Origin of the sequence: Streptomyces sp. NPDC058665, from assembly GCF_042714995.1 — a bacterium.
Lineage (GTDB): Bacteria > Actinomycetota > Actinomycetes > Streptomycetales > Streptomycetaceae > Streptomyces.
This window is the reverse complement of the sequence record NZ_JBHXRX010000016.1, coordinates 1-16,614: the sequence shown is the minus strand read 5'-3', so window position 1 is coordinate 16,614 and position 16,614 is coordinate 1. Positions and strand designations below refer to the sequence as shown.

Here is a 16,614-nt window from a genome sequence, read left to right as displayed (position 1 = left end):
AGTGGAACAGCACTCTCGACCACATCGCGTGGAGGTAGGCATGGCCCGTGCCTGGGAAGCGGATCCGTCCGCCTTATTCGAGCGGCGACTCGGCAAGTCGCCGGTCGAACTGGGGAATTCGGACGGAAATGACGAGTGCCCCGACATCTGGCAGCTCGACAACGGCGACATCGCCGTGATCGGCCGGGATCTGACGAACCACTACGCTCCGCGTCTTCCGCGGGGAGTCACGCTTGCCCCGGACGAGCGTCTGGTCATCATTCCCGGAAGCACTTTGAGTGCCGCGAAGGCGGACATCCCCGATGCCTGAGGTGTGCGCGCCCGTTCTCCTGCCGGAGCGGGGTGAGCGACTTGTCCGGGAGGCGTACCGAGAGGACTTCCGCGAGCGCAGCGCCGTACTCCGTGACGCGGACTCCTGGAAGCTGGAGCGCCGCCAGCACTTCGAGGAGCAGGGCAGTCCGAGCCGTGACGCCCTTCGGCGCGGTGACTGGGAGGAGTCCCTGCGGCTCATGGCAGAACGCGCCGACACTCTCGCGGCCGCCGCCCGGAAGGACGAACGCCAGGGGCATGTGTTTCACCGCGTTCGCCTGGTCGAAGAGCCGCTGACCCCTTATCTCCAGTGGGAATTGCACTCGCTTCGGCAACAGGCCCGATTCGGTACGCGCGTGCGTGTCGTGAGCGCCGAATCCGTGGCCGCGGTCGAGCGGTCACAGCCACTGCCGGAGCTCGTGGTGCTGGGCGGCCGGACCCTCTTCAACGTCCTCTATTCCGAGGCGGGACATCCACAGGGGGCGATCCGCTTCACGGAGCCCGACGTCGTGGCCGAATGGGAGCACTACATCAAGTCGCTCTACGAGTCGGGCGAGGAGATCGCGTCGTACTTCGAACGGGTCGTGGCCCGTCTCCCCGCCCCGACGAGCCTGCCGGAGTAGACGATCAGCCAGAACGGTGACGACGAGAGACGCCCCGCCGGGTCGGCGAACGACCTGTCGGGGTCCTCGCGTGATGTCGTGCAGGCGGGAAGTGTCAGTGGCGGCATCCACTTCCATGGTCCGGGCGGCGAGGAAGACCGGCCGCCGGCGGGCCCACAGCCTCGCCAACTCCCCGCCGACGTCCACGGTTTCGTCAATCGGGTCCATGAACTCGACCAGCTGAACGCCGTCGTGGCCGGGGAGAACGGCGACCCACTGGTCATCTCCGTCTGCGTCATCGCGGGCACGGCCGGGGCCGGAAAGACCTCGCTCGCGCTGCGCTGGGCGCACCAGGTACGGGACCGGTTCCCGGACGGGCAGCTCTACGTCAATCTGCGCGGCTACGATCCGGGGGAGCCGGTCACCGCCGACGAGGCCCTGCACCGGTTTCTGCCCGCGCTCGGCGTACCGGCGCAGTCCGTGCCGCAGAACATCGACGCGGCGGCCGCGCTCTACCGCTCGCTGCTGGCCGACCGCCGGATGCTCGTCGTCCTGGACAACGCCGCCACGGTCGGGCAGGTCCGGCCACTGCTTCCCGGGGGCGCCGGCTGTCTCACGGTCGTCACCAGCCGCAGCAGGCTGTCCGGACTCACCGTCAGGGACGGCGCGCGCCGCCTCACTCTCGGCACCCTCCCCCAGGCCGAGGCCGTGGCGCTGCTGCGAGCGGTCACCGCGGGCTACCGCCCCGAGGACGACCTGGGGAAACTGACCGAACTGGCCGATCTCTGCGCGCAGTTGCCGCTGGCCCTGCGTATCGCGGCCGAGCGCGCGGCGAGCCGGCCGCATCTGCGGCTCGACGACCTGATCGCAGATCTGCGTGACGAGTCGGCTCTGTGGGACGCGTTGAGCACGGGGGACGACGAGGAGGCGGAGGCCGTCCGCACGGTCTTCGCCTGGTCCTACCGCGCCCTGTCCGAGCAGGCGGCCCGGCTGTTCCGGCTGCTCGGTCTGCATCCGGGGCCCGAGTTCGGCCTCCAGGCCGCCGCCGCCATCGCCGCGACCCCCGTCAGCAGAACCCGGCAACTGCTCGACTCCTTGGTCAACGCCCATCTCCTGGAACAGATGGGACCCGATCGCTACCAATTCCACGACCTGCTCCGCGCGTACGCCACCGGCCAGGCCCAGCACGAGGAGCCGGCCGGGGAGCGGGGCGCCGCGCTCCACCGCGTACTGGACTGGTATCTGCACGGTGCGGACGCCGCCCAGGACTGGATCAGCCCCGACGAACAGCACGTACCGCTCCCCCCGCCCGGGGACGAGGTGCGTCCGTCGGCGTTCGCCGACTACAACTCCGCGGTGGACTGGGCCGAACGCGAGCACGGCAACCTCCTGCGGGCGATCCGTGCGGCGGTCGGCACGGACGACCGGAGGGCCTGGCAGCTGGCGGTCGTCTTCTGGAACGCCCGCCCCTCCTCCGCGCCGGTCAGCGAGTGGCTGGCGGTCGGCGACATCGCGCTCGAAGCGGCTCGGCGGACTGGCGATCGTCAGGCCGAAGCGCGGCTTCTGACCCACCTCGGCAGGGACAACGTCCGCGTGGACCGGCTCGCCGAGGCGCTGGAATGCCATCGGCGTGCCCTGGAGATCCGCCATGGAACCGGCGACCACGCAGGTGAGGCGACCTCACTGAATCTGATCGGCCTCGTCCATCTCCGCCGACGCCAACTCACCGCCGCGGCCCAGCACTTCGAGCGGGCCATCCCGCTTTTCCAGGGGGCGGACTCGCCGCCGTGGGCGGCCATCGCCCTGTCCAACCTGGCGTCCGCCCACTACAGCGCCGGACGGCCTGCGGAGGCGTCCGCCGTCGCCCGCGACGCCCTCGCCGCGCACCGTGCCTTGGACAATCCGCGGGGAGAGGGGAACATCCTGCGGGTCGTGAGCTGTCTTCAGCTCGAAGAGGGCAGGGCTGAGGAGGCCCTGCGCTCCGCGCAGCGGGCGCTGGACATCGCGCTCGGGCTTCGGGACGACCGGCTGGAGGGGTACTGGCTCATCGCCCTCGGTGACGCCCAGCGGTCCCTCGGCGCGTACGACGACGCCCTCGTCTCCTATCAGCGCTCGGCCGTCCTCCACCGCCGGCTCGGCAATCGGAGCCGGGAGGCCCTCGCCTGGTGCGGGGCCGGGCAGACGTATCTCGCGCTCGAACGGCGGGCGGAAGCCGTGCAGTTCCACCGGCGGGCCGTCGCGGCGCACCGGGAGCTGGGGGACGCGTGGCACGAGGCCGTCGCGCTCGACGCGTTGGCCGGGGCCGTCGTGGCGGACGATCCGGGGGCCGCCGCCGGGCACTGGGCCGGTGCGTTGGAGCTGGTCCGGGGGTACGACGATCCGCGCGCCGGCGCCACGCGTGAGCGCATCGCGGCCTCGCTCGGGCGGGCCTGACCTCACTCCCGGAGCCAGAACCCCGAGCGCTCCACCCAGAGGTCCAGCAGGCGTGCGTCGCCGGTGATCTCGATGGGGGCAGGCTTCGCGGAGCGGCGGGCGTACAGGAGAAGGAGCAGGTCGGGCAGGGGGGCGCGGACCGTGACCGCCGTGGTCTCGGGGGCGGGGCCGTCCGCGCGGTGGCAGGCGACCGTGTCCCCCGTGAGGTCGACCAGCCAGCCCGGCGCCGCGCCCGGTCCGCGGAAGTGCAGGGTGCGGCCGGGGCCGAGCAGCGGGGGGACTCCGGGGCGGGGCTCGATGACCTCGGGGACGGTGCCGAAGCCCATCCACTCGTCGATGCCCTCGACGGCGACGTCGTCGCCGACCGTGAACTCCGCCCCGACGGCCCAGCTCGCGTCCGCGCGGTGAACCACCGCCTCGAAGAGCATGCGGCGCGCCCAGAACGCCGTCGTTCCGCCCGGCCCCGGCGTCCATACCCGCTCCGCCGGCCCGGCGGCGCGCAGCGCGTCCCCCAGGCCCGCCGCGCCCTCGGCGACCCACGCGTCCACCGCCTCGGGGTCGGCGTCGGCGTCGGCGGAGACGTCGTTGACCAGGTCTTCCGGTACGGGTCCCGTCGCGCGGGTGCGTACGACCGACTCGGCCCAGTGGTGGGTACCGCCGACGTGCCGCAGCAGTTGGCCGAGAGTCCAGCCGGGACAGGTGGGCACCGGGACCGTCATGTCCGCGCCTTCGACGCAGGACCGCAACAGGCCGGTCTGCGTGGCGAGTTCGGCGCGGTGACGGTCGTAGCTCAGCCCACTCATGGTGGCAGCGTAGTCCGGCGTCCAGCACCCGCCGCGCGCGAAGTTGAGTGAAAATGGCCCCGGAGTCGTACAACTGCGCATAGTCGGGAGGCCTGATGAACGAGAACGGAGACGTGGCGCTGCCCGTCGACCTCGTGACCATCTCCCGCACCGTCGCGCACGCGCTCGTCCCCAGGGCGGAGCTCCCCGAACGGTCCTGGGTGGACGCGACGACGGGCCAACTCCTCGGGCAGTTGAGCCTGTTGCTGCTGGAGGACCTCGGTGACACGGACCCGGCGCCGGTGCGGGATCTGCACCGGATCGCGTACCGGCTGCTCGACCGGAACGGGCGGCCGGACCCCCGCACACCGCCGCTGCACGCGTACGAGTACATGCGCACGCTCGCGACCGTCACCCACTCCGTCGCCGCGCTCTACACCCGCCGGTGGGCCGGCGAGCGCTGAGGAAGGGGCTTCAGGAATTCAACGCGCCGGGGTCATTGACGGGCCATCGGGGTTCATCTAAACAACAGTGGTGAGAGCGCTCTCAACTCCCGCTCCCACCCCCGCAGAAGCAGCCGGACCCATCTCGGCACCATCCGCACCGGAGGTGTTCCTTGAGAACGAGCCGCACCGGAAGCAGACCTCGCGCATCGCGCGCCCCCCGCACCCCCCTCCTCGCCGCCTTCCTCGCCATGTCCGTCGCCGTCGCCGGTTTCGTCGGTCTCACGACCGCCGGCACCGCGCGGGGCGACGTACCGCCCGCGCCCGGCTGGAACCTTCAGTGGAGCGACGACTTCAACGGCGGGAACGGCGCTCCGCCGTCCGCCGCCAACTGGCAGGTCGACACCGGACACGGTTACCCCGGCGGTCCGGGCAACTGGGGCACCGGCGAGATCCAGAACTACACCGCCAACGCCGAGAATCTGAGCCTCGACGGCAACGGGAATCTGAAGATCACCCCGCTCAGGGACGGCGCGGGCAACTGGACCTCCGCCCGCGTCGAGACCAAGCGCGCCGACTTCAAGGCACCGGCCGGCGGCACCCTGCGTATCGAGGGCCGGATTCAGATGCCGAACGTGACGGGCGCCGCCGCCGCCGGTTACTGGCCCGCCTTCTGGGCGCTGGGCGCGCCCTATCGGGGCAACTACTGGAACTGGCCCGCCATCGGCGAGTTCGACATCATGGAGAACGTCAACGGGATCAACTCGGTCTGGGCGGTGCTGCACTGCGGCGTCAACCCGGGCGGCCCCTGCAACGAGACGACCGGACTCGGCGCCAACCGCGCCTGTCCCGGCGCGAGTTGCCAGTCGGCCTTCCATACGTACCGCTTCGAGTGGGACCGCTCCAGCTCGCCCAACGCCCTGCGCTGGTACGTGGACGACCAGCTCTACCACACGGTCACCCAGAACCAGTTGGACGCGACGACGTGGGCCAACATGACCGAGCACGCGGGGTACTTCATCCTGCTCAACGTCGCGATCGGCGGCGCGTTCCCCGACGCGCTCGGCGGGCCGACACCGACTCCGGCCACCGTGCCGGGGCGGCCGATGCTGGTCGACTACGTGGGCGTCTGGACCCGTGGCGGCTCCGGCCCGACGGATCCGCCGACCGATCCCCCGACCGACCCGCCCTCCGGCTCCTCGCAGCTCTACGCACGCAGCGGCGGCGGTCTCGGCGACGCCGCGGCGTCCGGCGCGAACGCCACGCTCACCTCGGCGGGCGGCGCCAACCGTGACGGTACGCCGACCAATCCGCAGGTCTTCACCTCCGGCGGGATCACCCGCGCCTACAACGGCGGGGCGACCGAGTTCGACCTCCTCGTCGACGCCGGTACGACCGTGGCCAACGGCCAGCAGGTCAGGGTGAGTTACGACCGTACGGGGGACGGCAGCTGGGACCGTACGGAGACGTATCACTACTTCGCGACGGACCCCGCACCCGGCTTCGAGCACTACACACAGGCCAGGGGCCTGAAGGCGTCGACGGGTTCGCACGGCGACCTGGTCAACGGCAAGGTACGGATCGAGGTCTGGAACGCCATCGGCAACGGGGCGAGCACGCTGGGCATCGGCAACCAGTCGGTGGTCCGCATCCCGTACGGCTGACCGGCGCGGCACCTCCACCGCACCCCCGTCGCGCACCCCCCTCGCACCCAACTCGGGCCCCACAGAAGCCCTGTGGGGCCCTCAGCCCGCGGTCAGTTCTCCCCGAACGGCCACCGGCGGCCCACCGCGACGTGCAGGATGATCGACAGACCGAGCGCGTTGAGTGCCGTGTGGCCCACCCACTCCTGGCTGGTGGGCCTCGTCCAGTCCAGGGTGTCGGCGTAGGCGGTCAGCGCCGCGTACAGAGCCGCCCCCAGGACCAGCGAGGCCCCCAGCGTCGCCAAGCGCTCCTGCCCCGGGCTCAGATGGGGGCGGAAAGCGCCCTCGAAGAGCATGCCGACGGTCAGCCCGGCGGCGACGAAGCACCCGGCCCCGGCGTTGACAGTGGCCGGGCTGACGTCGCCGGGACCGTGGATGAGTACGTACGTCAGCAGCGTCCCCCCGATCACCACGATGTTCGCCGGCACGATGCGCGACCACCTGCGCCGGGGCTCGGCGAAGGGCCACCCCCGCCAGACGACGAAGAACCAGACCTGCCAGGCGCCGATCAGCACCAGTACCGCGCCGAGTTCCTCGCCGGGCACCGGACCGCTCGCGCTGGTGAGACCCGACCCCGGGGGTGCCCGGAAGTCCACGGCCACGGCGTACAGGATGATCGCCACGCCCCACGACACCACCAGGGCCGCGATCCCCGCCCAGATGCGGGGCAGCCGGCGCAGCGGCCGGCCTTCGCAGACGAGGGTCAGCTGGAGCATCGCCACGAACGCGGCGCCGGCGAGCGGCAGGGACGCCGGGTACAGCGCGGCGTGACCGGGGCCTGGGGTCGGGTCGAAGATGCCGTCGAAGTCGAGATGGCCGATGAAGACCTGGCCCGCCATGGCCAGGAGGACGGCGGCGGCGGCGATGAAGACCGTGTCGGTCAGCCCCGACCAGCCGGGACGCAGACGCGAGCCCGGCCAGTCCTCCCACCAGAACGCCACCATGGCCACCGCGGGCAGGGCGAAGGTGATCAGCGGCCCGAACAGGGTCACCGAGTCCGCGGCGCCGCCCCCGCCGAACGCGAACAGCACCGCGACGGGAACGACGAACAGCAGACCGGCCAGCCCCAGGCCCGGCTGCCGCTCCAGGCGCCGCCGCTCGGCCCGCAGGAATCCGGCGCCGTGCAGCCGCGCCGGGGTGCTGATGAGCGGCCGGTCCGGCAGCGCGTCGCCGCCGCGTTTCCGGTCCCCCGGGGCCGGCGGTGCCGTCATGCGGGTGTGCCAGGGGGGCCCATCGGATCCATCGGGTCCATCACCAGCTCGGCGGCCATCGGCAGGGACTCCGGGCGGCGTCCGGTCGCGTGGAAGACTGCGTTCATCATCGCCGCCGCCATGCCGACCTGGCCGATCTCGCCGACGCCCTTGACGCCGAGCGGGCCCGCGACGTCGTCGGTGACATCGACGAACTCGACGGTGACGTCGGGGGCGTCGGCGTTGACGGGTACGAGGTACTCACCGAGATTGCCGGCCCCCCACCGCCCGTACCGCGGGTCCATCTGGTTGCCTTCGAGCAGCGCCTGGCTCATCCCCCAGAGCATTCCGCCCATGAGCTGGCTGCGCGCGAGCTTGGGGTTGAGCACGCGTCCGGGGGCGAACACGCCGACCATCCTCCGTACGCGTACGAGACCGAAGTCCGGGTCGACGGCCACCTCGGCGAACTGGGCCCCGAAGGTCATCAGCCCGTGCGGGGTGTCCATCGGCGGGGGCGTCCAGTCGCCGAGCGCGTCCATCATGCTCAGATGGTTGCGCCCCATCATCTCGGCGTACGTCTCGCCGGCCCCCGATCCGTTGCCGAGGCTCATCCGGCCGTCCTGGACCACGACGGCCGAGGGGTCCGCGCCGTGCAGCGGGGAGCCGCCGTCCGCCACCGCCATGGCGATCAGCTGGCGGCGCAGCTCGACCGCCGCGTTGTGGACGGCGGCGCTGACCATGGAGGCGCCCATGGAACCCACCGACGCGCTGGCGTTGGGCAGATCGCTGTCGCCCGCCTCGAACGTGACGTCGCTCATGTCCATGCCCAGCCCGTCGGCGGCGACCTGGGTCATCGCCGTGGTGCCGCCGGTGCCGAACTCCTGGGTGCCGCACTGCATGACGGCGCTGCCGTCTGCGTAGATCCGCACCCGCGCCTGCTGGGGCGGCATCATGAACGCCATGGGGTAGGCGGCCACGGCCATTCCGGAGCCGATGAGCCAGTCGCCCTCGCGCCGCGAGCGCGGCTCGGGGTCGCGCCGCTCCCAGCCGAAGAGGCGGGCACCGGTACGCAGACACTCCTCCAGACCGTCGCTGGACCAGGGGTGGCCGTGCTCGTCCACGGACGCGCGGTTGCGCAGGCGCAGTTCGACGGGGTCCACCCCCGTGGCGTACGCGAGTTTGTCCATCGCCACTTCCAGGGTGGAGACTCCCAGCGACTCTCCCGGCGCGCGCATGAAGGTGGGCGTCATGATGTTGCCGCGGATCAGCCGGTGCACACCGAGGTAGTTCTCGCAGGTGTAGAGCTGCGAGGTGACGCCGGTCGCGGGCTCGGCCCAGTCGTCGAACGGCGAGGTGACCGAGAGTTTCTCGTGGCGTACGGCGGTGATCCTCCCGTCCTTCGCCGCCCCGATCGACAGCCGCTGCTCCTGCTCCTCCCGGTGTCCGTGGGAGGTGTAGGTCTGCGGCCGGGTCAGGGCCAGCCGCACCGGGCGCCGGACGTGCCTGGCCGCCATCGCGGCGAGGGTGACATGCGGCCAGGTCATCGCCTTGCCGCCGAAGCCGCCGCCGACGAACTCGGTGATGACGCGGATATGGGCGATCGGGATGCCGAGGAGCTGGGCGACGGTGAGCTGGGTGGCCCGGACCCCCATGGTCGAGTCGTAGAGCGTCAGCCGCTCGCCGTCCCAGACGGCCGTGGTGGCGGAGGGTTCCAGCGTGTTGTGGTGGTTCGCCGCGTAGTGGTGGTCCACGTCGACCCGTACGGGTGCCTGGGCCAGCGCGGTCTCGACGTCACCGCGTTCGTTCCGGCCCGGCATCAGACCGCCGAACAGGGTCGCCGCCTCGTACGCCGCCGCCCGTCCCTCCTCGATCGTGGTGACGGAGTCGGCGCGCTCGTAGGTGATGTCGAGCAACGAAGCGGCGTACTGGGCGCGTTCATGGCTGTCGGCGACCACGATGGCCACCGGCTGCCCGGCGTAGTGGACGGTGTCGTCCTGCATGGGGAAGAACGTCTCACCGGGTGCCGCGCCGCCCACGAGCGAGGGAAGCAGGGGCGGTTGCGACGCGATGCGGGTGAGGTTGTCGTGGGTGAGGACGGCCAGGACGCCGTCCTCGTCCCGTACCCGCTTCTCGTCGATCGCCAGGACCCGGCCGCTGGGGATGCCCGCGCCGACGACGGCGGCGTGGACCAGGTTCGGCAGTTCGATCTCGGCGGTGTACCGGGCCGCTCCGGTGACCTTCCGCCGACCGTCGACCCGGCTGACGGGCTTGCCGACCGCGTTGCTCATCGTGCGTCTCCGTTCACGACCTGCTCCAGCGCGCGCACCATCGCCCGCCGCGCCATGGGGATTTTGAACGCGTTGTCCTTGCGCGGACTCGCCGGTGCCATTTCCAGCGCGGCGGCCTCCGCGAACGCCTCGGTGGTCGCCGGGCCGCCGGTCAGGGCGGCTTCCGCGCGCCGGGCCCGCCACGGTTTCGTACCGACACCGCCGAGGGCGAGGCGTACGCCGTCGACCCGGCCGTCCCGTACATCGACGGCCGCAGCGACGGAGACCAGGGCGAACTCGTAGGACTGCCGGTCGCGGAGCTTCAGATACAGCGAGCGCTCGGCGATCGGTGTCGGCGGTACCTCGATCGCCACGATGAGCTCCCCGCGTTCCAGGGGGTGTTCCACCTCGGGCGTGCTCCCCGGGAGCAGGTAGAAGTCGTCGATGGGGATGCCTCGCGCGCCGGACGGGCCGAGTGTGTGGACGACCGCGTCGAGTGCGACGAGCGCGACGCCGACGTCGGAGGGGTGGGTGGCGACGCAGTCGTCACTGGTGCCGAGCACCGCGTGCAGGCGGTTGAGGCCGTCCATGGCCGAACAGCCGCTCCCCGGCTCGCGTTTGTTGCAAGGGGAGACGCCGTCGCGGAAGTAGGAGCAGCGGGTGCGCTGGCAGAGATTGCCGCCCATGGAGGCCATGTTGCGCAACTGCTCGGAGGCGCCCAGGAGAAGCGCCTGCGAGATCATCGGGAAGCGCCGTACGACGTCGGCGGAGCGCGCGACGTCCGTCATTCTCGCGAGGGCCCCGATGCGCAGACCGGTGCCGGGCGTGAAGTCGATCTCCTTCAGGGGAAGGGAGTTGACGTCCACCAGCACGTCGGGGCGGGTCACTCCGAGCCGGATGAGGTCGATCTCCGTGGTGCCGCCGGCGAGGAAAGCACTGGCGGAATCGGCGCCGACGGTGGCGATGGCCTCGTCCACGGTGCTCGCACGCGTGTAACTGAGAGGTCGCATATCAGGCCCGCCCACTCGTCGCGGTGCCGGCGTCGCGGATATCGCGAACCGCCGCCCGGATATTCGGATAGGCGGCGCAGCGGCAGAGATTGCCACTCATGTGTTCGGCGATTTCCTCGTCCGTCGTCGCGTTTCCCTCTTTGAGCAGGGCCACCGCCGACATGAGCTGTCCCGAGGTGCAGTAGCCGCACTGGAAGGCGTCACGCTCGATGAACGCGCTCTGGAGGGGGTGCAGATCGCCGCCGTCCGCGAGGCCCTCGACCGTGCTGACCTCGTGGCCCTCGCAGGCCACCGCCAGCGTCAGACAGGCGAGCACCCGCCGGTCGTCCACCCAGACCGTGCAGGCGCCGCAGGTTCCCTGGTCGCACCCTTTCTTGGTGCCGGTGAGGCTCAGATGGTCGCGCAGGGCGTCCAGGAGACTGACGCGGGGTTCCAGTTCGATCTCGTGAATCTCACCGTTGACTTTCATGGACACCGGGGCACGCGCCGGTCCGATCACAGCTGTCAGCCTTCCCTGTGTGTGGATGACCCGAAAGAAGCCTCTTCGGTGCGGGATTCTCCACTGCGGAAATCCCCGCCGGCCCTTTTGACACCGCAACACGCAAGGAACCGCACGAAAGCCGGTCCGGAGTACGAAAAATGACCGGTCCGTACGGACGTCTCCGTACGGACCGGTCTTTCGCAAGGCCAGGGGAAGGGGGATCAACCCCCGGCCGGGGTATTCGGGTCAAGCGGTCAGACCTTCGCCGGCGTCAAGCCCTCACCGACGTCGGACCTTCGCGGGCGTCAGACCTTCGCCGGCGTCCCGTCCGCGTCGCGCGCCTCCGGTACGGCGGATGATCCGTCGGCCGCGCCGTCGGACTCCTTCGTGAGGCTCGGCCCGTCGCCGCCGTGCGCCCCGTGGTCGTCGACCAGCATCTTCTCGTCGAACGGGATGCGGCCGGACAGCACCTCGTCCACCCTCGCCCGGTCGATCTCCTTCGTCCACGTACCGACGAGGACCGTGGCGACGGCGTTGCCCGCGAAGTTCGTCAGGGCGCGCGCCTCGCTCATGAAGCGGTCGATGCCGACGATCAGGCCGACGCCGTCGACCAGTTCGGGACGGTGCGACTGAAGGCCGCCCGCCAGGGTCGCGAGACCCGCGCCGGTGACACCCGCCGCGCCCTTCGACGCGATGATCATGAAGATCAGGAGGCCGATCTGCTCACCGATGGAGAGCGGGTCGCCCATCGCCTCGGCGATGAAGAGCGACGCCATCGTGAGGTAGATGGCCGTGCCGTCGAGGTTGAAGGAGTAGCCCGTCGGCACGGTGATACCGACGACGGGCTTGCTGACACCCAGGTGCTCCATCTTCGCGATCAGCCGCGGCAGCGCCGACTCGGACGACGAGGTGGAGAGGATCAGCAGGAACTCGCGCGCCAGGTACTTCAGCAGCGAGAAGAGGTTGATGCCCGTGATCACCTTGAGCAGCGCGCCGAGGATGACGAAGACGAAGAGCGCGCAGGTGATGTAGAAGCCGACCATGATGACCGCGAGCGACTTCAGCGCGTCCATGCCGGTCTCGCCGACCACCGCCGCGATGGCGCCGAAGGCACCGACCGGGGCCGCCCACATGATCATCGCGAGGATACGGAAGACCAGGCGCTGGATGTGCCCGATGCCGCGCAGGATCGGCTCGCCGGTGGAGCCCATCGCCTGGAGCGCGAAGCCCGCCAGCAGCGCGACGAGCAGCGTCTGGAGCACCTCGCCCTCGGTGAAGGCGGAGACGAGCGTGGTCGGGATGATGCCGACCAGGAACTCCGCGGTGGTCTCGGCGTCGCCGTCGACCTGCGCCGCGCCGGCGTCGGCCGTGGCCTGGGTGATGTGCAGCCCGGAACCGGGCTCCAGGATGTTGCCGACGACGAGGCCGATGGCCAGCGCGACGGTCGACATGACCATGAAGTAGCCGAGGGCCAGACCGCCGACGGCGCCGACCTTGGCTGCCTTGCGGACGGATCCGACGCCCAGCACGATGGTGCAGAAGATGATCGGGGAGATCATCATCTTGATGAGGTTGACGAAGCCGGTCCCGATGGGCTTCAGCTCGACGGCCACCCCCGGGGCGGCGAAACCGACGGTGATTCCGAGAATCACTGCGACGATCACGGCCAGATACAGATAATGGGTACGGTCCCGAGTAGCGGCCACGGGTCCTCCTTGACTCGTTTGTCCCTGCGCGACCCTCCCGTCCCGAGGGGGTCCCGGCGACTATCCATCAGGCTGTGACCCCGGTCACCCTTACGTGCATTTCGTTCATACGATTTCGGCCAGGCAGACTTGCGTCATGCAGCTACCCCGTCCCCGCAGCCTCGCGGGCCAGCTCTTCGCGATGCAGGTCGTGCTGGTCGCGGCTGTCGTGGCCGGATGCGCGCTCTTCGCGTACTTCACCGACCGGGCGCAGGCCGAGGAGACCGCCAAGCGCCAGGTGACGGCCACGGCGCGGGCGATGGCCGACTCCCCGTCCGTACGGGAGGCCATCAGGTCCGACGATCCCTCGGCCACGCTCCAGCCCTACGCGGAACGTGTGCGGATCGACACGGGCGTGGACTTCGTCACGATCATGAAGCCGGACGGGACGCGCTGGACGCATCCGGATCCTGAGCTGATCGGACTGCCCTTCATCGGCACGACCGAGCCCGCGCTGCTCGGCAAGACCTTCACCGAGACGTACACGGGGACCCTCGGGCCCTCGACCCGGGCCGTGACCCCGATCGAGGACGACGGGCGCATCACGGGGCTGATCAGCGTCGGCATCACCGTCGACCGGATCTCCAGCCAGTTGGAGGAACAGGTGAAGGTCCTGGCGCTGGCGGCCGGGGGCGCCCTCGTGCTGGGCGGTGTGGGTACGTACGTGATCAACGCGCGGCTGCGCCGCCACACCCACGGGATGAACGCGGCCGAGCTGAGCCGGATGCACGACTACCACGAGGCCGCGCTCCACGCCGTGCGCGAGGGTCTGCTCATGCTGGACGGACGGCGCAGGATCGCGCTGATCAACGACGGCGGGCAGGAGCTCCTCGGTCTGGACGACAGCGCCGTGGGCCGCAACATCGACGAGCTCGGGCTGCCCGCCCCGCTCGTCGGGGCGCTCCTCGCCTCCGAGCCGCGCGTGGACGAGGTCCATATGACGGCCGACCGGATCGTCGTCGTCAGTACCCGTCCGGTGATCGGCGGCGAGCGGCGCGGTACGGTCGCCACGCTCCGGGACCACACCGAAATCCAGGCACTGTCGGGCGAGTTGGACTCGGAGCGCGGTTTCACGCACGCTCTTCGCTCGCAGGCGCACGAGGCGGCGAACCGGCTGCACACGGTGGTGTCGCTGATCGAGATGGGGCGGGTGGAGGAGGCGGTGGAGTTCGCCACGGCGGAGCTGGAGCTGGCGCAGGTGCTCACGGACCGGGTGGTCGGCGCGGTGGCCGAGCCGGTGCTCGCGGCGCTGCTGCTCGGCAAGGCGGCGCAGGCGAACGAACGGGGCGTGGAGCTGGTGCTCGCCGGGGACAGCCGTATCGACGACGGGGTGCTGCCGCCGTCGCTGGCCGCCCGCGATCTGGTGACCGTGCTCGGCAATCTGATCGACAACGGGGTGGACGCGGCGCAGGGCACGGACGGCGCGCGGGTCACCGTCACCGCGCTGGCCGGGGACGGTGAGCTGCTGCTGCGGGTACGGGACACGGGGCCGGGCGTCGCGCCCGGTGACATCGATGAGGTGTTCCGGCGCGGCTGGTCGACCAGGGGCGCGGGCCGCGGACTCGGGCTGGCGCTCGTACGCCAGGCGGTGCACCGGGCGCACGGCACGGTGGAGCTGACACCGGGGCGGGACGGCGGGGCGGAGTTCACCGTACGGCTGCCGCTGGGCACACGTGACGGGGCGGTTGCGGGCCCTGCGGGCCCCCGTCCCGACGCACGTGACACGACGGACGCGAGCGCGGCGGAGCAGATGGCCGGCGCCTCGGCCGACGGCGGGAAGAAGGGCGGATCATGACCGGGACCACGGACGGCGCCGCCCGCCCCATTCGCGTGCTCGTCGTCGAGGACGACCCCGTCGCGGCCGACGCCCATCAGCTGTACGTGGGCCGGGTGCCCGGCTTCGAGGTGGCCGGGGTCGCGCACTCCCGGGTCGAGGCCGGCCGCGCCCTGGAGCGTACGGACGTGGATCTGATCCTCCTCGACCTGTATCTGCCGGACGGGCACGGGCTCCAACTGCTGCGCAGTCTGCGGGCCGTCGGCCACCACGCGGACGTCATCGCCGTCACGTCGGCGCGCGATCTCGCGGTCGTACGCGAAGGGGTGTCGCTGGGCGTCGTGCAGTACGTACTGAAGCCCTTCGCCTTCGCCACGCTGCGCGACCGGCTCAGCCGTTACGCCGAGTTCCGGGCCGCCGCCGGTGAGGCCAGCGGGCAGGACGAGGTGGACCGGGCACTCGGCGCGCTGCGCGCTCCGCAGCCCGCGTCGCTGCCCAAGGGGCTCAGCGGGCCGACGCTGGAGTCGGTGACGCGTGCGCTGCGCGACGCGCGGGAGGGCCTGACGGCCACGGAGGCCGCGGCCACACTCGGCATCTCCCGGATCACCGCGCGCCGTTATCTGGAGCATCTGGTCGTCGCCGGGCAGGCGGACCGCAGCCCGCAGTACGGCCAGATCGGGCGTCCGGAGCTCCAGTACCGGTGGATCGTCTCCGCCCGGTAGCACGGACACCGCGAGGTCACGGGCGTCGCTCGCACCGCCCGTCAACCCGCTGGTCACGCCCGTACGCGCCGGTGAACAATGCGGTCATGACTGTTCTCGGCGCCGTGTTCCGCCCCCAACTTCCCCCCGAACGACTCCGCGACATCGCCCGCACCGCGGACGAAGCCGGCCTGGACGAGCTGTGGCTCTGGGAGGACTGCTTCCTGGAAAGCGGCATCGCCAGTATCGCCGCGGCCCTCGCCTGGACGGAGCGGCTGCGCGTCGGCGTCGGTCTGCTCCCCGTACCCCTGCGCAACGTCGCGCTGACGGCCATGGAGGCCGCGACGCTGCACCGGCTGTTCCCCGGCCGGGCCCTGCTCGGGGTCGGGCACGGCGTGCAGGACTGGATGCGGCAGACCGGTACGCGCGTCGAGTCACCCGTGACCCTGCTGCGCGAGCATCTGGTGGCGCTGCGCGCTCTGCTGGCCGGTGAGCGGGTGACCACGGACGGCCGTTACGTGAAGCTGGACGCCGTCGCGCTCGACTGGCCGCCGGCCACCGCACCCGCGCCGCCCGCCGTGTACGCCGGCGCCACCGGACCGCGCACGATGCGGCTGACGGGCGAGGCCGCCGACGGCACGATCCTGACGGGCGGCACCTCGCCGGGCGCGGTACGCCTGGCCCGCCAACTCATCGCGGAGGGGCGGGAGTCGGCCGGGCGCACCGGCCACCACCCGGTGGTCGTCTACCTCCACACGGCGACCGGCCCGGATGCCGGGGCGCGGCTGCGGGCCGAGTTGGACGCACTGGGCGACAGCTGGGGGCCGGAGGGACCGTACGGAGTCGCGGGCACCGCCGACGCGGTCGCCGACGCCGTGCGGGAGCTCGCGGAGGCCGGGGCGGACACCGTGGTGCTCCAGCCGACGGCCGACGATCCGGACCCGGAGGGCTTCATCCGTTTCACGGCCGCCGAGGTCCGACCGCTCGTGCCGGGCACGGAGTGAGCTGTGCACGGGGATTGACCTTCAGATTGACCCGGTCCTACGGTCGCCGGGCAGCCCTTAGCGGCTAGGTCCTGTCCGGCGGATCTTCGCGGATGAGCCCGGGGCGTCTGGTGCGGTGCATCGCAAGGCGCCGAAGTGCCCGCAGGGTGGTTTCCTGTGGGCACTTCGGC

14 protein-coding genes are annotated in these 16,614 nt (G+C 71.3%); 8 read left to right on the top strand and 6 right to left on the bottom strand.

The genetic code is table 11. The annotated features are described in order from the left end of the window. Positions 1-40 precede the first annotated feature (40 nt). The 3 genes from ACFWV8_RS12725 to ACFWV8_RS12715 all read left to right on the top strand — a co-directional run bounded on the left by ACFWV8_RS12725 (position 41) and on the right by ACFWV8_RS12715 (position 3,344). Positions 41-310, top strand: coding sequence for a hypothetical protein (locus tag ACFWV8_RS12725; protein ID WP_384200355.1), 270 nt, complete (start codon positions 41-43; stop codon positions 308-310). Next, complete coding sequence (locus ACFWV8_RS12720; RefSeq protein WP_384200353.1) at positions 303-932, top strand: DUF6879 family protein; 630 nt, start codon at positions 303-305, stop codon at positions 930-932. The genes ACFWV8_RS12725 and ACFWV8_RS12720 overlap by 8 nt, the downstream gene beginning before the upstream one ends. 519 nt (positions 933-1,451) lie before the next feature. After that, complete coding sequence (locus ACFWV8_RS12715; protein ID WP_384200512.1) at positions 1,452-3,344, top strand: tetratricopeptide repeat protein; 1,893 nt, start codon at positions 1,452-1,454, stop codon at positions 3,342-3,344. Between the two features lie 2 nt (positions 3,345-3,346). On the opposite strand, the gene ACFWV8_RS12710 is transcribed toward ACFWV8_RS12715, so the two are convergent. Then, entirely contained in the window at positions 3,347-4,147 is an 801-nt protein-coding gene (locus tag ACFWV8_RS12710) for a maleylpyruvate isomerase family mycothiol-dependent enzyme (protein WP_384200351.1), read from the bottom strand. 95 nt (positions 4,148-4,242) lie between these two features. On the opposite strand from ACFWV8_RS12710, the gene ACFWV8_RS12705 reads away from it, so the two are divergent. Together ACFWV8_RS12705 and ACFWV8_RS12700 are read left to right on the top strand one after the other, a co-directional pair. Next, entirely contained in the window at positions 4,243-4,590 is a 348-nt protein-coding gene (locus tag ACFWV8_RS12705) for a hypothetical protein (RefSeq protein WP_384200349.1), read from the top strand. 230 nt (positions 4,591-4,820) lie between these two features. Further along, complete coding sequence (locus ACFWV8_RS12700) at positions 4,821-6,233, top strand: glycoside hydrolase family 16 protein (protein ID WP_384200347.1); 1,413 nt, start codon at positions 4,821-4,823, stop codon at positions 6,231-6,233. A gap of 92 nt (positions 6,234-6,325) precedes the next feature. Here the strand turns inward: ACFWV8_RS12700 and ACFWV8_RS12695 are convergent, their stop codons facing one another. The 5 genes from ACFWV8_RS12695 to ACFWV8_RS12675 all read right to left on the bottom strand — a co-directional run bounded on the left by ACFWV8_RS12695 (position 6,326) and on the right by ACFWV8_RS12675 (position 12,926). Continuing rightward, positions 6,326-7,483, bottom strand: a complete 1,158-nt coding sequence (locus tag ACFWV8_RS12695) for a hypothetical protein (RefSeq protein WP_384200344.1) — start codon at positions 7,481-7,483, stop codon at positions 6,326-6,328. Beyond that, complete coding sequence (locus ACFWV8_RS12690) at positions 7,480-9,750, bottom strand: xanthine dehydrogenase family protein molybdopterin-binding subunit (protein WP_384200342.1); 2,271 nt, start codon at positions 9,748-9,750, stop codon at positions 7,480-7,482. The genes ACFWV8_RS12695 and ACFWV8_RS12690 overlap by 4 nt, the downstream gene beginning before the upstream one ends. Next, on the bottom strand, positions 9,747-10,739 hold the full coding sequence (locus ACFWV8_RS12685) for an FAD binding domain-containing protein (protein WP_384200340.1): 993 nt from the start codon (positions 10,737-10,739) through the stop codon (positions 9,747-9,749). Before ACFWV8_RS12685 ends, ACFWV8_RS12690 begins: the two co-directional genes overlap by 4 nt. Position 10,740: 1 nt before the next feature. After that, positions 10,741-11,208, bottom strand: coding sequence for a (2Fe-2S)-binding protein (locus tag ACFWV8_RS12680; protein WP_384200338.1), 468 nt, complete (start codon positions 11,206-11,208; stop codon positions 10,741-10,743). Positions 11,209-11,525: 317 nt separating this feature from the next. After that, entirely contained in the window at positions 11,526-12,926 is a 1,401-nt protein-coding gene (locus tag ACFWV8_RS12675; protein ID WP_384200336.1) for a cation:dicarboxylate symporter family transporter, read from the bottom strand. Between the two features lie 136 nt (positions 12,927-13,062). On the opposite strand from ACFWV8_RS12675, the gene ACFWV8_RS12670 reads away from it, so the two are divergent. From ACFWV8_RS12670 to ACFWV8_RS12660, 3 genes are all read left to right on the top strand, one after another. After that, positions 13,063-14,760: an ATP-binding protein gene (locus ACFWV8_RS12670; protein WP_384200334.1), complete on the top strand. Its 1,698-nt coding sequence runs from the start codon at positions 13,063-13,065 to the stop codon at positions 14,758-14,760. Continuing rightward, positions 14,757-15,461 carry a response regulator gene (locus tag ACFWV8_RS12665; RefSeq protein ID WP_384200331.1) on the top strand — a complete coding sequence of 235 codons (705 nt, stop codon included), beginning with the start codon at positions 14,757-14,759 and terminating at the stop codon, positions 15,459-15,461. The genes ACFWV8_RS12670 and ACFWV8_RS12665 overlap by 4 nt, the downstream gene beginning before the upstream one ends. Before the next feature lie 86 nt (positions 15,462-15,547). After that, positions 15,548-16,444 carry an LLM class flavin-dependent oxidoreductase gene (locus ACFWV8_RS12660; RefSeq protein ID WP_384200329.1) on the top strand — a complete coding sequence of 299 codons (897 nt, stop codon included), beginning with the start codon at positions 15,548-15,550 and terminating at the stop codon, positions 16,442-16,444. Positions 16,445-16,614: the final 170 nt, after the last annotated feature.

What these genes read in the sequence shown, in the direction of transcription:
- ACFWV8_RS12690 (WP_384200342.1), bottom strand. Translation starts at nt 9,750, where the DNA reads ATGAGCAACGCGGTCGGCAAGCCCGTCAGCCGGGTCGACGGTCGGCGG.
- ACFWV8_RS12725 (WP_384200355.1), top strand. Translation starts at nt 41, where the DNA reads ATGGCCCGTGCCTGGGAAGCGGATCCGTCCGCCTTATTCGAGCGGCGA.
- ACFWV8_RS12705 (WP_384200349.1), top strand. Translation starts at nt 4,243, where the DNA reads ATGAACGAGAACGGAGACGTGGCGCTGCCCGTCGACCTCGTGACCATC.
- ACFWV8_RS12660 (WP_384200329.1), top strand. Translation starts at nt 15,548, where the DNA reads ATGACTGTTCTCGGCGCCGTGTTCCGCCCCCAACTTCCCCCCGAACGA.
- ACFWV8_RS12715 (WP_384200512.1), top strand. Translation starts at nt 1,452, where the DNA reads ATGCTCGTCGTCCTGGACAACGCCGCCACGGTCGGGCAGGTCCGGCCA.
- ACFWV8_RS12685 (WP_384200340.1), bottom strand. Translation starts at nt 10,739, where the DNA reads ATGCGACCTCTCAGTTACACGCGTGCGAGCACCGTGGACGAGGCCATC.
- ACFWV8_RS12700 (WP_384200347.1), top strand. Translation starts at nt 4,821, where the DNA reads ATGTCCGTCGCCGTCGCCGGTTTCGTCGGTCTCACGACCGCCGGCACC.
- ACFWV8_RS12665 (WP_384200331.1), top strand. Translation starts at nt 14,757, where the DNA reads ATGACCGGGACCACGGACGGCGCCGCCCGCCCCATTCGCGTGCTCGTC.
- ACFWV8_RS12680 (WP_384200338.1), bottom strand. Translation starts at nt 11,208, where the DNA reads ATGAAAGTCAACGGTGAGATTCACGAGATCGAACTGGAACCCCGCGTC.
- ACFWV8_RS12710 (WP_384200351.1), bottom strand. Translation starts at nt 4,147, where the DNA reads ATGAGTGGGCTGAGCTACGACCGTCACCGCGCCGAACTCGCCACGCAG.
- ACFWV8_RS12670 (WP_384200334.1), top strand. Translation starts at nt 13,063, where the DNA reads ATGCAGCTACCCCGTCCCCGCAGCCTCGCGGGCCAGCTCTTCGCGATG.
- ACFWV8_RS12695 (WP_384200344.1), bottom strand. Translation starts at nt 7,483, where the DNA reads ATGACGGCACCGCCGGCCCCGGGGGACCGGAAACGCGGCGGCGACGCG.
- ACFWV8_RS12720 (WP_384200353.1), top strand. Translation starts at nt 303, where the DNA reads ATGCCTGAGGTGTGCGCGCCCGTTCTCCTGCCGGAGCGGGGTGAGCGA.